The following is a 13,383-nucleotide window of genomic DNA, read 5'->3' on the forward strand; positions in this document are numbered from 1 at the left end:
CGGACCATTTCCCATATTTAGTAGCCATTCTTGTGGAGGTTACAAATTATGGACATTGAAGACGTGTTGCTGGAGATGGTCGGCAGTAATCTTGTGCTGATCCTGCTCGCGCTATTCATTTTGTTCTGCATCCTGACGGGCGTGCGGATCGTCCCCCAGTCGCAGAAATTCGTCGTCGAGCGCTTTGGCCGGTTGCGATCCGTCCTCGGGCCGGGGATCAATCTGATCGTGCCGTTTCTCGACCGGGTTGCCCACAAGATCTCGATCCTCGAGCGCCAGTTGCCGTCGATGAACCAGGACGCGATCACCAGCGACAACGTGCTTGTCGCCGTCGAAACCAGCGTATTCTACCGCATCATAGAGCCGGAAAAGACGGTTTATCGCATTCGCGATGTGGATGCCGCGATCTCGACCACGGTAGCCGGGATCGTCCGCTCCGAGATCGGCCGGATGGAGCTTGATCAGGTGCAGGCCAACCGGTCCAGCCTGATCGACGCGGTCCGCACGCAGGTGGCCAGTCAGGTGGATGACTGGGGCATCGAGGTGACGCGTGCTGAGATCCTCGACGTCAATCTGGATCAGGCGACCCGGAACGCGATGTTGCAGCAGCTCAACGCCGAGCGGGCCCGCCGCGCTCAGGTGACGGAGGCCGAGGGGCAGAAGCGCGCCGTCGAGTTGCAGGCCGACGCCAATCTCTATGCGGCTGAGCAAGAGGCCAAGGCCCGCCGCGTTCTGGCCGATGCCGAAGCCTATGCGACTCAGGTGGTGGCCGTTGCCATTGCCGAGAACGGTCTGGAGGCGGCGCAATATCAGGTCGCGCTCAAGCAGGTCGAGGCGCTGAACAAGATGGGCGCGGGCACCGGCAATCAGACCATCGTGCTTCCCGCCAATGCGGTCGAAGCCTTTGGCGACGCCTTCAAGATGCTGCGGGGGGCCAAATGATGTGGTCGGCGTGGTGGGTCTGGATGGCTGCGGCGCTGGTGCTCGGCATCCTCGAGATCCTGGTGCCGGCCTACATCTTTTTCGGCTTTGCCTTGGGCGCGTTCGCGATGGGTCTGCTGATGGCTTTGGGCGTCTTCGCGGTGACGGGCCCGTGGGCGCTGGTGCTGTTCGCTGTCCTGTCGCTGATCGCCTACGTCATCTTGCGCCGGGTGTTTGGCCTGCGCCGGGGGCAGGTCAAGATCTGGGACCGAGACATCAACGACAACTGAGCCCACGAAAAAGCCCGACCAGTGAGGGAGGGCACTGGTCGGGCTGTTATGGCCCGGGGATGGTCGCGGCGGGGGACGGTCCGACGCGACGGGCCATTCGGTACGCGCCTAGATGACCGAGCGGAGGGAGCTGCCGCTGTCGGACATGCGCTCGGCCTGCTGCATCAGCCTGCTGCGTACACGATCTGTATCCATGACGAGGGTGCCGGGCACGGCGCAGGGGTAGCGGAACGTGGTCCCACCCCGCCGCACGTCGACGCGCGCCTCGTACATGCCGGAATTTGCGTTGTAGTTGATCTTGCTCACGGACATATGTGCCATGTGTCTTCTCCTAGGGTCGGGCCGCCGGAGCCCATTTGTTTTTCCAAGTCATGCCGGAGAGCATGCTTTTTGTGTGGATCGTGGGTCAGTGCAGGGAACGGACACCGGAGCTGTCGGACATCCGGAGCGCCGAATGCGCCAGTTCCGCGCTGACCTGTTCGTAGTCCATGTTGGCGGGGCCGGGGACTTGGCACGGATAGCGGAACACGGTGCCGTGCCGGATCACATCGACGCGTGCCTCGAATGCGCCTTTGGCAGCGTTATACCGAACGTTGTTCAACCGAACCTGTGCCATGAGACGAACCTTTCTCTGTTGCCTGCATCTACTAACGCAGCAAATCGGAAAAAAGTTTCATCTACGGAAAACAAGTCGCTAGCGGCTCCCTCTCGCCACTCGCAAGCGCCTTATTTATTGGGGCTTAGCGCCTGTGGCGACGACAGCTCCTGCAGGATCGCGAGCGCGGATTCCTTGGGATTTTTCGATTTCCAGACCGGCCGCCCGACGACGACGTGGTCGGCGCCGGCGGCGATGGCCTGAGCCGGTGTCATGATCCGCTTCTGGTCTCCGGCGTCGCTGCCGACCGGCCGCACACCAGGCGTGACGATCAGTTTCCCGTCGGCTTCGGGCAGCGCTCGCACCAGGTGCGCCTCGTGCGGCGAGCAGATCACCCCGTCGGCCCCAGCCTCGAGCGCGCGCCCCGCCCGTTCCTGCACGATGTCGGCAATGGCGCCGTCCCGGATCATCGCCCCGTCGAGGTCGGCCCGGTCGAGCGAGGTCAGGATCGTCACGGCCATGATCTTGGTCTGGGATTGTCCCACGCCGTCGCGGGCGGCGCTGACCACGTAGGGGTCGCCATGCACGGTGAGCAGGTCGAGGTCGAACTGCGCCAGCCCCTTGACCGCTGCGGTGATCGTGGCCCCGATGTCAAAGAGCTTCATGTCGAGGAAGATCCGTTTGCCGTGCTCTTCCTTGAGCTCGTTGGCGAGCGCCAGCCCGCCGCCTGTCAGCATCCCAAGCCCGATCTTGTAGAACCCGACCGCGTCGCCGAGGGTTTCGGCCAGTTGCAGCCCGGAATAGGCATCTCCAACGTCGAGGGCGACAATCAGGCGGTCATCGGACATCGGGCGATCCTTTTCTGGCGGCGTTTGCCCCGTTTCGCCGATATTGCCGTCCGGCACAAGTCGGACCACCCGACCTTGCCGCAGCCAGAGCCGTCTGCCTGCATATGACGCAACGTTGGGGGCGGCTTCCCGGTTGCCGCGTTTCACGGCACTCAGGACCGTTGGCTGCGCTTCTTGAACGCGCCTTTTTCCGGTGATTCCCTCGGAAAGAGGGGCGATTTTCGCCCCCCACATCTTGCGCAGACTGCACCCCAAACCCATTTAACAGTCATAAGGCCCGAACCGGGATGTGCTGCAAGAGTGGGCATCCGCCGAACTGGGCGCTTCAAAGAGGAGAGACCCCATGAACTTGGAGAAGTTCACCGAGCGGTCGCGCGGGTTTGTTCAGGCAGCCCAGACGATTGCCGTGCGAGAGAGCCATCAGAGGCTCGCCCCCGAACATTTGCTCAAAGCCTTGATGGACGACGATCAGGGCCTTGCGTCGAACCTGATCAACGCCTCTGGCGGGGATGCCCGGGCCGTTGTCGATGCCGTCGACGCCGCCGTGGCGAAACATGCCAAGGTGACCGGCGATGCCGCGCAAGTCTATGTCGACAACACGACAGCAAAGGTGCTGACCGAGGCCGAGGCTTTGGCCAAGAAGGCCGGTGACAGCTTTGTTCCGGTCGAGCGTCTGCTGATGGCGCTTGCCATGGTCAAATCCAAGGCAAAGGATGCTCTGGACGCCGGCAAGGTCACCCCGCAGGGGCTGAATGCGGCCATCAACGATGTCCGCAAGGGCCGCACCGCCGACAGCGCCACCGCCGAAGAGGGGTATGACGCGCTCAAGAAGTATGCCCGCGACCTGACCGAGGCCGCCGAACAGGGCAAGATCGACCCGATCATCGGACGCGACGAGGAAATCCGCCGCGCCATGCAGGTCTTGTCCCGCCGCACCAAGAACAACCCTGTTCTGATCGGTGAACCCGGTGTCGGTAAGACCGCCATTGCCGAGGGCCTCGCCCTGCGCATCATCGATGGTGACGTGCCCGAGAGCCTGCGCAACAAGAGATTGATGGCACTCGACATGGGCGCGTTGATTGCCGGTGCGAAGTATCGTGGCGAGTTCGAGGAGCGCCTGAAGGCCGTCCTGAACGAGATCACCGCCGCTGCGGGCGAAATCATCCTGTTCATCGACGAGATGCACACCCTTGTAGGTGCCGGCAAGGCCGATGGCGCCATGGACGCCGCCAACCTGATCAAGCCTGCGCTTGCCCGGGGTGAGCTGCACTGTGTCGGTGCCACGACCCTCGATGAATACCGCAAGTATGTGGAGAAGGACGCCGCCCTTGCCCGCCGGTTCCAGCCCTTGATGGTGGAAGAGCCGACGGTGGAGGACACCGTCTCGATCCTGCGCGGGATCAAGGAGAAGTACGAGCTTCACCACGGTGTGCGTATCAGCGACAGCGCCTTGGTTGCGGCTGCGACGCTCAGCCATCGCTATATCACCGACCGGTTCCTGCCCGACAAGGCCATCGACCTGATGGACGAGGCCGCCTCTCGCCTGCGCATGGAAGTGGACAGCAAGCCCGAGGAGCTCGACGCGCTCGACCGCCAGATCCTGCAAATGCAGATCGAGGCCGAGGCTCTTAAGAAAGAGGACGATCAGGCCTCCAAGGACCGTCTGTCCAAGATCGAGAAGGATCTGGGCGACATGATGGAGAAGGCCGACGCGATGACCGCCAAGTGGCAGGCAGAGCGCGACCGTCTCGAGGGCTCTCGCGGGATGAAGGAAAAGCTCGACCGTGCGCGCGCCGATCTGGAGATCGCCAAGCGCGAGGGCAATCTGGCGAAGGCTGGTGAGCTGTCTTACGGCGTGATCCCGCAGTTGGAAAAGGCGCTGGCCGAGGCCGATGCCGAAGGCGACGCGCTGATGGTCGAAGAGGCTGTCCGCCCCGAGCAGATCGCCGAGGTCGTCGAACGCTGGACGGGCATTCCGACAAGCCGGATGCTGGAGGGCGAACGCGACAAGCTGTTGCGCATGGAAGAAGGTCTGCACAAGCGGGTCATCGGCCAGAACACGGCTGTTCGTGCCGTCGCCAATGCTGTCCGTCGCGCCCGTGCCGGGCTGAACGACGAGGGTCGCCCCTTGGGCAGCTTCTTGTTCCTCGGCCCGACCGGCGTGGGCAAGACCGAGCTGACCAAGGCTGTGGCCGAGTTCCTGTTCGACGACGAGAACGCGATGGTCCGGATCGACATGTCCGAATTCATGGAGAAGCATGCGGTCGCCCGTCTGATCGGCGCTCCTCCGGGCTATGTCGGCTATGACGAGGGCGGCGTGCTGACCGAGGCCGTCCGCCGCCGGCCGTATCAGGTGATCCTGTTCGACGAGGTCGAGAAGGCCCACCCGGACGTGTTCAACGTGCTGTTGCAGGTGCTTGACGATGGTGTGCTGACCGATGGCCAGGGCCGCACGGTCGATTTCAAGCAGACCCTGATCGTGCTCACCTCGAACCTTGGGGCGCAGGCGCTGAGCCAACTACCTGACGGTGCCGATGCCTCTTCGGCCAAGCGCGACGTGATGGATGCGGTGCGTGCCCATTTCCGGCCCGAGTTCCTGAACCGGCTGGACGAGACGATCATCTTTGACCGTCTGGGCCGTGCGGACATGACGGGCATCGTCGAAATCCAGCTCGGTTTGCTGCGCAAGCGTCTTGCCGGCCGCAACATGACCCTGGATCTGGACGAGGCCGCGCTCAAGTGGCTGGCCGACGAAGGGTACGACCCTGTGTTCGGTGCCCGTCCGCTGAAGCGTGTGATCCAGCGCGCATTGCAGGATCAGCTGGCCGAGATGATCCTGTCGGGTGACCTGATGGACGGTGACAGCGTGCCGGTCACAGTCGGACCGGAAGGTTTGATCGTGGGCGACCGTCTCGCCAGTTCGAACCGGCCGAAGCCGGACGATGCCGTCGTCCATTGACGGTCATGGAAATGCGAAAGGGGGCCTTGCGGCCCCCTTTCTTTGTCGTGTGTACCCAATCACATGCCCATAGAGGCGGCAAAGCCGGAAAACCCGCCCATTCCAAGGTCTGACAAGAGCGTCGCGTTGCCCGATGTCAGGTCGATGGAATAGAGCCCGGCTGTCTCCTGACCGTCGATCTGAAGGATGGCATAGGCCTGATCTTCACCGACGGAGGGGGAGATGATGTCGAAGCCACCCATCGGCAGAATGTCTGCCGCTTCGCCGTCGATCGTGATCAGACCGATGGTTTCAAGGGTGCCTGCGTTGTTGGCGAGACTGATCAGGGCGTTGGCCCGAGCGTCAAGCGCGTATTGGAAAGTGCTCTCGGCCGTCATTCCGGCGATCGCATTGGTGTAGGCGTTGGCAAAGACCAGCGGCTCCGCTCCGAAGCTGGCATCGCCTTCGGCATAGGCCAGATCGGTGAACCGCAGCACGGAGCCTGCCCGTTCGTCCATGTCCCCAAAGCCTTCGGGGAAGTAGACGAGGTTGTCACCGTTGGACGACACGGCCCGGACGGCGTCGATGGCGTTGTTGAAATCGAAGGCGACCATGGCGTCGTCGGCGATCATGGCGTCGTCCATGAAGGTCGCGCCGAGGTCCGTCAGCATCCCGGTGCTGGTGTCGATCGTGTAGATCGCGTCACCGGCAAAGCCCAGCAGCTCGCCCGTCACGGGCCGGAAGGCGATGGCGTCCAGATCGTTTGCCAGATCGAAGGTCATCACGTCGTTGGGCATGGCGATGTCGGTCATCACCACGAGGGTGTTGCCGTCGTTTGCGAGCGCGTAGCCGGCATTGCCTGCATGCCCAGCGGCGAAGGCGGCGCTGGTGGAGAGGGCGAGGGCGGCTGTGGCTGTCAAGGTGCGAAAGGTCATGGTGATCCTCTTGATCTGTTGCGGTGTCGGACCGTCTTTTGTCCGGGTGATGCCTCAGTCACGCAGAGCCGCCGGAAATAGTTTCGCGCCGCATCAACATTTTTTCTCGAAGCCCGGTTAGTGACCTTTGCCTCTCGACGCGCCTGCGCCGGAATTGAGTCAAATGCGGAGCAGTAAACCCTTGGTCGTCAAACTTCTTTCAACACTCCCACGCGACATTCGCCGGGAAATCCGTGGGGTGAGAACATGGCGACGATCTATGGTGTGGACAATGAATTCGCGGTGGCGACGGGTTCGAACGTGGGCAGTGGCACCAACACTTCGACCTTTGACAATCCGCCGAGCGGCTCCAAGGATCTGGTCATCAACACCAATCCCGGTGATCCGGAGCCCTATATCTATGACATAGGCGATACCTACGATGTCAGTTGGGGCGGGTCGGGCGGTGGCGGCTCGATCGAGGATGCCGTTGTCATCCGAAGCGATGCGGCCCCTGGCGGCGGTGGCATCGTGGTCTTTGAAGGCACCGACGGGAATGGCGACATCGTGCAGGTGGTCTGGACGCCCGGATTCAATCTCGAGGGATGGTATTCCGACAACTACAACCCGTCGATGGAGCCGCAGTTTTACACCAGCGATCAGGATCCCGGCTATACCTATTCCTATGTCTGCTTTGCGGCGGGCACTCTGATTTCGACCCTCGACGGATCGGTTCCAGTCGAAGCAATCCGCCCCGGCGACCTTGTCCGCACGCGCGACGATGGCCCTGTGCCGTTGGTTTGGTCTGGTCGTCGGACCCTGCGCGGCACCAAGGACAACGCCCCCGTCCGGTTCGAGGCCGGCACCATCGGCAATGCGCGAGACCTGTATCTGTCGCAACAGCACAGGATTTTGCTCACTTCGCCTTTGGCAGAGCTCTATTTCGGCGCGACGGAGGTTCTGATCCCGGCTCGGGCCATGATCGGCGCTCCGGGTATCACCATCGCCCCACGCCCCGAGATCGACTATGTGCATCTGCTGTTCGAGCGTCACCAGATCGTGCTGGCCGAGGGAGCGAGTTGCGAGAGCCTCTTGATGGGCGACGTGGCCCTCAACCGGTTGGTGGGCGAGCCGGACCTGCTTGACGCGGATGCGGCCCGCGCCAATGCGTTTCGCCATACGAAGGCCGCTCGGCCTGTGCTGACGATGAAGGAAGCGCGTCTGTTGACCGGCACGCTCAGCCTGCCTGCACCGGCCGTTCCTGAGCTTGCGCTAGTCTAAGCCCTCAGTGCCGCAGCGCCGGGAGGCCGATCCCGGTGGATTCGAACCCGCCGTCGACGGCGACGGTTTGCCCGGTGACATAGCTGGCTTTGTCCGAGCACAGGAAGGCGATGACGTTCGCGATCTCCTCCTCGCTTCCGTAGCGGTTGAGCGGAATGGCGTCGTGGTAGGCTGCCACGATCTCGGGTGAATGCACCGCCATCGCCAGCTTTGTGCGCACAGGCCCGGGGGCGACGCAGTTGGCCCGGATCCCGAATTCGCCCAGCTCGGCTGCCAACTGCTCGGTCAGGTGAATGATCCCGGCCTTGGAGGTGCCATAGGCGACCCGAAGCGTCGACGCCCGGAGCCCGGAGATCGAGGCGATGTTCACGATAGCCCCCTTGCTGTCCTTGAGTGCGGGCAGGCAGGCGTGCGCACACAGGAAGGCGCCGTCCAGGTTGGTCTCCATCACGCGCCGCCAGCGGGCGAAGGTGGTTTCCTGTAGCGGGCCGAAGTCCGCCACGCCGGCGTTGTTGACCAGCGCGTCGATCCGGCCGAAGTGTCGCAGGGTTTCCGCGACCATTCCAATGACCGACGCCTCGTCCGAGATGTCGCAGTCGATCCCGTGAACATCGTCGAACGTGGTCACCGCCTCGGCCAGTGCGCCTCCGTCCCGGTCGATCATGGCGATTTGGTAGCCGTCCGCCAGAAGCGCCCGGCAGGTGGCAAGGCCGATGCCGCGTGCGGCTCCGGTGACGATGGCGGTTTTTCTGGTCATGGCTGCTCCTGTCTTGGCCGTGCCGCAGTTTGACCGGATCGACAGGAATGAAAAGCCCCGGCAGCGCGGTGCTGTCGGGGCTTGGTTGTTGCGCGTCGGTGGGGTGAGATCCACCAGAACCGGTGTCGCCTTACGGCAGCAGCACGGTGTCGATCCGGTGGATCACGCCGTTGGAGGCCATGATGTCGGCCTGCGTCACGGTCGCGTTGTTCACCGTCACGCCGTTGGTGCCGTTTACCTGCACTTCAGCGCCGTTGACCGTCGCAACCGACAGCATCTGGCCGGCCAGTTGGTCGGACGTCACTTTGCCCGGCACGACGTGATAGGTCAGGATCGCGGCCAGAGCTTCGGGATCGGCCAGAAGGGCATCGACTGTTCCGGGCGGCAGCGCGGCAAAGGCGGCGTCGGTTGGAGCGAAGACAGTGAACGGCCCCGGTCCTTGCAGGGTTTCGACCAACCCGGCGGCCCCTACGGCTGCGACGAGTGTCGAGAACTGGCTGTTGCCGGCGAGCGTGCCCACGACGTCGGTGTAGCTGGTGCCTGCGGGGGCGCAGGCGCTGACCAGTGCGGCGAGGCCGGCGGCCCCTGTCAATTTGAGTGCGGAACGGCGGTTCATAGTCTTTCTCCCATTAGTAGTGTCGCGAGTGGTGGAATGAAGAAGGGCGGGGTTTCCCCCGCCCTGTCGTTGACCAGTTGGTCTTACATCGGCGGCAGGATCACCGCGTCGATGACGTGGATCACGCCGTTCGATGCTTCGATGTCGGCGGTGACCACGTTGGCGTCGTTGACTGTCACCCCGCCTTCGGTGCCGATGGTGATCTCGGCGCCGTTTACTGTGGCTGCCATCATCCCGTCGCTGAGGTCGGTCGACATGACCTTGCCGGCGACGACGTGGTAGGTGAGCACGGCTGCGAGTGCCTCGGGATCGGCCAGCAGCCCTTCGACGGTGCCTTCCGGCAGAGCGGCGAATGCGTCATCGGTAGGTGCGAAGACGGTGAACGGACCGTCGCCCTTGAGCGTTTCGACCAGACCGGCGGCCTGAACGGCGGCGACCAGCGTGGTGAAGGTGCCGGCATCGACGGCAGTGTCGACGATGTCTTTGGAGTGGCCGCCTGCGATTGCAGTGGTTGCCAGGGTGGTCGAGGCTGCGAGTGCCATGAATGTTCTGCGAAGCATGTGTCTTCTCCCATTAGAGTGGAATGCCGTTGTGGCATCGGGGAAATAGACGCGGCGGAATGACCGTTGGATCACACTGAAAAAGCCGTCGAGCGACCTTGACGATCACCCCTTTGCGGCTAAGCCGGCCGCCAAAATTTTCTCAAGTCACAAAACTGTCAGTCAGTGTGATCCGCCGTGACGCGATCGCGCCGGTTTCAGGCAGTCCGGTAACTTCATTACAATCCGTGAACGCCATCGTGACGGGATTGAAATCGTCTTTTGCGCTAAGAGGCCCTAGATAAACGATAACCGAACAATGGAGGACGCCATGGCCTATCGCTGGAAGAACGACCTGACACGGGCGGATGTGACGCCCAAAGCTGCTTATTTGAACCGCCGTCAGATCATGGCCGGTGCCATGGGCCTCGGCGTCGCAGGCGCGACCGGTGGCGTCGCACAAGCGCAGGCCGAGCTGGAGCCGAACTCGTTCGAGGATATCACGTCCTACAACAACTTCTATGAATTCGGCACCGGCAAGGAAGATCCTGCCCGCAACGCCGGTGCTCTTGTCACCGAGCCGTGGTCGATCAAGGTCGACGGCATGGTCGACAACCCGGGCGATTATACCTTGGCCGATCTCTTGGATGGCCTGACTGCGGAGGAACGCATCTACCGGTTCCGCTGTGTCGAGGCATGGTCGATGGTTGTCCCGTGGAACGGTGTCGAGCTTGCCGACGTGCTCGCCAAGGTCGGCGTCCAGAGCCAGGCCAAATACGTCGCCTTTGAAACCACGGTGCAGCCCGACGTCATGATCGGGGTGCAGCGGCGCGTCATTCCTTTCCCCTATGTCGAGGGCCTGCGGCTGGACGAAGCGATGCATCCCCTGACCCTGCTGGCCACCGGGATCTATGGCGAGCCGATGCCGAACCAGAACGGTGCTCCGATCCGTTTGGTCGTCCCGTGGAAGTATGGCTTCAAGTCGATCAAGTCGATCGTCCGCATCACGCTGACCGATGAAGAGCCCCCCGCAAGCTGGAACATCATCAACCCCCGCGAATACGGCTTCTATAGTAATGTGAACCCGAACGTGGATCATCCCCGCTGGTCGCAGGCCACCGAGCGCCAGATCGGCGGCGGATTGTTCGCCTCGCGCAAGGACACTTTGATGTTCAACGGCTACGAGGCCGAGGTGGCATCCCTGTACGAGGGCATGGATCTCAACGAGTTCTATTGATGCCTTGCGGATCGACAGGACTGGGCCGTTGCGCCGTTGGGGTCGATAACCCGGTCGCCATGTGCCCGTTCCTGCCTGCTTTGCAATCGACGGGGATGACCTGATGTCCGGTATCGTCATGACATCGACCCTGACCTGCCCGGACTGCGCCAAGGTTGTGACCGAAGTGATGCCGATGGATGCCTGTCAGTATTTCTACAAATGCACGGGCTGTCAGACGGTCATCCGCCCCAAGCCCGGCGATTGCTGTGTCTATTGTTCATACGGGACAGTGCCCTGTCCCCCCATACAGGCCGGAGAGGGCTGCTGTTGATGGATGTCGTCGGAACTCTGAACGCGGCTTTGCGCCGTGTGCCTGCCTGGCTGGTCTATGTCGCCGGGGCGGCATGGGCGGTTTGGCTGTTCTGGCAGGCGCTGAACCAGCTTGGACCCTATAAGGTCGAGCCGATCAACGTGCTCGAACGCGCCTATGGCGAAGTTGCCCTTCAACTGCTGGTGGCCGGATTGTTCGTGACTCCGCTTCGCAGGTTTCTGGGCCTCAACCTGCTCAAGTTCCGCCGTGCCATCGGCGTGACGGCATTCTTCTTTGTGCTGGCGCATTTCCTCGTGTTCGCCGTTCTGGACGTTCAGAGCCTCGAGAGGGTGTGGACCGAGATCGTCAAGCGGCCTTATGTGACGGTGGGCATGGCGGGCTTTCTCGCTTTGATCCCATTGGCGATCACGTCGAACAATCTCAGCATCCGCAAACTCGGCGGGGCGACCTGGCGCAAGCTGCACAAGCTGACATATGCGGCCGGCCTTCTCGGGGCCGTCCACTTCCTTTGGCTGGTCAAGGGATTTCAGATCGAGCCGATCATATACACCGTCATCATCGTCGGCCTCTTGGCCACCCGGGTAAAGTGGTCCAGTCTGCGCCCGGCCGCGACCGCATAGTCTTTTCAATTCGCGCGGCGTGCCGCAGGATCGCAGGATGAGTCTGCGCGGCGCAACAATTCTGACGATGGCGGTGTTCGCGCTGCAACCGCTTGCGTTTGGAGCGTGGCTTGCCCTGATCCCTCATGTCAAAGCGGACCTTGGTTTGAGCAAGGCCGAATTGGCCATCGCCTTGTTGGGGATGCCGGTCGCGCTTGTCCCCAGCTTGCAGATCGCCGCGAGGGTGCTGGGCAGATACGGGCCGCGTCGCGTGCTGGCCGTGGCCTTTCCCGTCCAAACACCTGTCGTGCTGTTGCCATTGCTGGCGGTGGGGCAAGGCAGCTTGTTTGCCGCCCTCGCGGCCCTGGGCGTTGTGCTTGCGTTCCTTCAGGTGAGCCTGAACGTCTATGCGGGCCGGTTGGAGAAGAGTGCGGGCGTAGTGATCATGAGCCGCTGCCACGGCTTCTGGGCGCTGGGCCTGATGGCGGGCTCTCTTGTGGCGGCCGTGCTGGTGGCCTTGCCGGACGTTCTGCGGCTGGGCGGTATTGCCGTCCTCTCCTCTGTCGCGGGGATGGCGGTGGCGTTGGCGCTGCCAAAGCTGAGCGGTTCGGAGACCGGCTCGGGCCCACCGCGCCGCGCCCTTCGACGGATACCGCCGGTGCTCTTCGCGATCTCGCTCTTTGCCTTGGCCATCGGAATGACCGAAGGCGCGATGTCCGACTGGTCGGCGGTCTATATGGCCGAGCGCTGGCCAGAAGGGGCAGGGCGCGCAGGGCTTGCGGTATCGCTCTATGCCGGCTGCGTCGCGGTCGGCCGATTCCTTGGTGATGCGGCGACGACGTTGCTCGGCCGGGTGCGCTTGGCCCGAGGCGCGTCTCTGGTGGCGCTGGCAGGGCTGGCGATGATCGTCGGCCCCTGGTCGGTGCCAGTGGCATTCGCAGGCTTCGCAATCGTCGGGCTCGGCGTCTCGATCGGCTTTCCCTTGGCGGTCTCGGCGGCGGCGGGCCTGGACGACACCTATGAGAGTGCGAATATCGCCGTGCTCTCGACGATCTCCCTATGCGGATTCCTCATCGGCCCGCCCATGATCGGATTTCTGGCCGACGGATTCTCTTTGCGAGTCGGGTTGAGCGCCCTGTTTCCGCTTTTGGCGGTGTCGGTCTGGCTTTCGGGGGCGTTACGCCCCTCGAATCCGCGAAATCAGGTGAGCGACTCGCCGATTTTGGTGCCCTGAGTCTCTCTGCTGCGCCGCAGAATAGGGGCTGTCGAAGGAGCAGGCCCAACATCTGGTGGTAGGGATTCACAAACTGCCTAAGAATATTGCGACCTTCCCCGACGTCGGCGACTGAAAATTGCCGTAACCACCCGAAAACACGTAAAAAACAGGCCCTGTCATAAAAAATGCATGTTTCTTGAAAAAAGGGGTTGCGGGTGTGTGCGAGTAACCGTAGAACCCCCCTCACCGGCGGCGCAGAGATGCACCAACGGGGCGCCAGACGGGCGGCACGGAGCGGAAACGGTTCGGGTTGTTACGG

The 13,383-nt window shown here is 62.7% G+C and carries 15 protein-coding genes; 8 read left to right on the plus strand and 7 right to left on the minus strand.

The features are described from left to right. The first annotated feature begins 48 nt into the window (after positions 1-48). Both LOM8899_RS15795 and LOM8899_RS15800 read left to right on the plus strand, forming a co-directional pair. Positions 49-942, plus strand: coding sequence for an SPFH domain-containing protein (locus tag LOM8899_RS15795; protein WP_093993203.1), 894 nt, complete (start codon positions 49-51; stop codon positions 940-942). Further along, positions 939-1,211, plus strand: a complete 273-nt coding sequence (locus LOM8899_RS15800; RefSeq protein ID WP_093993204.1) for an NfeD family protein — start codon at positions 939-941, stop codon at positions 1,209-1,211. Before LOM8899_RS15795 ends, LOM8899_RS15800 begins: the two co-directional genes overlap by 4 nt. A gap of 108 nt (positions 1,212-1,319) precedes the next feature. On the opposite strand, the gene LOM8899_RS15805 is transcribed toward LOM8899_RS15800, so the two are convergent. The 3 genes from LOM8899_RS15805 to pyrF form a co-directional block, all read right to left on the minus strand. Then, the gene (locus LOM8899_RS15805) at positions 1,320-1,532 is read right to left on the minus strand and encodes a hypothetical protein (protein ID WP_093993205.1); all 213 of its coding nucleotides are present in this window, start codon (positions 1,530-1,532) and stop codon (positions 1,320-1,322) included. Between the two features lie 85 nt (positions 1,533-1,617). Beyond that, a complete protein-coding gene (locus LOM8899_RS15810) occupies positions 1,618-1,827 on the minus strand; it encodes an orotidine 5'-phosphate decarboxylase (protein WP_093993206.1) in 210 nt (69 codons plus the stop codon). Between the two features lie 110 nt (positions 1,828-1,937). Beyond that, positions 1,938-2,654, minus strand: a complete 717-nt coding sequence (pyrF, locus tag LOM8899_RS15815; protein ID WP_093993238.1) for an orotidine-5'-phosphate decarboxylase — start codon at positions 2,652-2,654, stop codon at positions 1,938-1,940. Positions 2,655-2,997: 343 nt separating this feature from the next. On the opposite strand from pyrF, the gene clpB reads away from it, so the two are divergent. Further along, entirely contained in the window at positions 2,998-5,613 is a 2,616-nt protein-coding gene (gene clpB / locus LOM8899_RS15820; protein WP_093993207.1) for an ATP-dependent chaperone ClpB, read from the plus strand. A gap of 59 nt (positions 5,614-5,672) precedes the next feature. Here clpB and LOM8899_RS15825 read toward each other — a convergent pair whose 3' ends face one another. Next, positions 5,673-6,527: a DUF4394 domain-containing protein gene (locus LOM8899_RS15825; RefSeq protein WP_093993208.1), complete on the minus strand. Its 855-nt coding sequence runs from the start codon at positions 6,525-6,527 to the stop codon at positions 5,673-5,675. A 246-nt stretch (positions 6,528-6,773) separates the two neighbouring features. On the opposite strand from LOM8899_RS15825, the gene LOM8899_RS15830 reads away from it, so the two are divergent. Next, complete coding sequence (locus tag LOM8899_RS15830) at positions 6,774-7,787, plus strand: Hint domain-containing protein (protein WP_093993209.1); 1,014 nt, start codon at positions 6,774-6,776, stop codon at positions 7,785-7,787. 4 nt (positions 7,788-7,791) lie between these two features. On the opposite strand, the gene LOM8899_RS15835 is transcribed toward LOM8899_RS15830, so the two are convergent. From LOM8899_RS15835 to LOM8899_RS15845, 3 genes are all read right to left on the minus strand, one after another. Then, the gene (locus tag LOM8899_RS15835; RefSeq protein WP_093993210.1) at positions 7,792-8,544 is read right to left on the minus strand and encodes an SDR family NAD(P)-dependent oxidoreductase; all 753 of its coding nucleotides are present in this window, start codon (positions 8,542-8,544) and stop codon (positions 7,792-7,794) included. Between the two features lie 130 nt (positions 8,545-8,674). Further along, the gene (locus LOM8899_RS15840) at positions 8,675-9,160 is read right to left on the minus strand and encodes a fasciclin domain-containing protein (protein WP_093993211.1); all 486 of its coding nucleotides are present in this window, start codon (positions 9,158-9,160) and stop codon (positions 8,675-8,677) included. An 83-nt stretch (positions 9,161-9,243) separates the two neighbouring features. Beyond that, on the minus strand, positions 9,244-9,720 hold the full coding sequence (locus tag LOM8899_RS15845; protein ID WP_093993212.1) for a fasciclin domain-containing protein: 477 nt from the start codon (positions 9,718-9,720) through the stop codon (positions 9,244-9,246). A 310-nt stretch (positions 9,721-10,030) separates the two neighbouring features. On the opposite strand from LOM8899_RS15845, the gene msrP reads away from it, so the two are divergent. The 4 genes from msrP (at position 10,031) to LOM8899_RS15865 (ending at position 13,082) form a co-directional block, all read left to right on the plus strand. Beyond that, a complete protein-coding gene (msrP, locus tag LOM8899_RS15850) occupies positions 10,031-10,936 on the plus strand; it encodes a protein-methionine-sulfoxide reductase catalytic subunit MsrP (protein WP_093993239.1) in 906 nt (301 codons plus the stop codon). Between the two features lie 103 nt (positions 10,937-11,039). Further along, positions 11,040-11,249, plus strand: a complete 210-nt coding sequence (locus tag LOM8899_RS15855) for a GDCCVxC domain-containing (seleno)protein (RefSeq protein ID WP_093993213.1) — start codon at positions 11,040-11,042, stop codon at positions 11,247-11,249. Continuing rightward, positions 11,249-11,869: a protein-methionine-sulfoxide reductase heme-binding subunit MsrQ gene (msrQ, locus tag LOM8899_RS15860; protein ID WP_093993214.1), complete on the plus strand. Its 621-nt coding sequence runs from the start codon at positions 11,249-11,251 to the stop codon at positions 11,867-11,869. The genes LOM8899_RS15855 and msrQ overlap by 1 nt, the downstream gene beginning before the upstream one ends. Positions 11,870-11,906: 37 nt before the next feature. After that, positions 11,907-13,082, plus strand: coding sequence for an MFS transporter (locus tag LOM8899_RS15865; RefSeq protein WP_211096213.1), 1,176 nt, complete (start codon positions 11,907-11,909; stop codon positions 13,080-13,082). The last annotated feature ends 301 nt before the right edge of the window (positions 13,083-13,383 follow it).

The sequence above is a fragment of the Flavimaricola marinus genome (assembly GCF_900184895.1).
GTDB classification, from domain to species: domain Bacteria; phylum Pseudomonadota; class Alphaproteobacteria; order Rhodobacterales; family Rhodobacteraceae; genus Flavimaricola; species Flavimaricola marinus.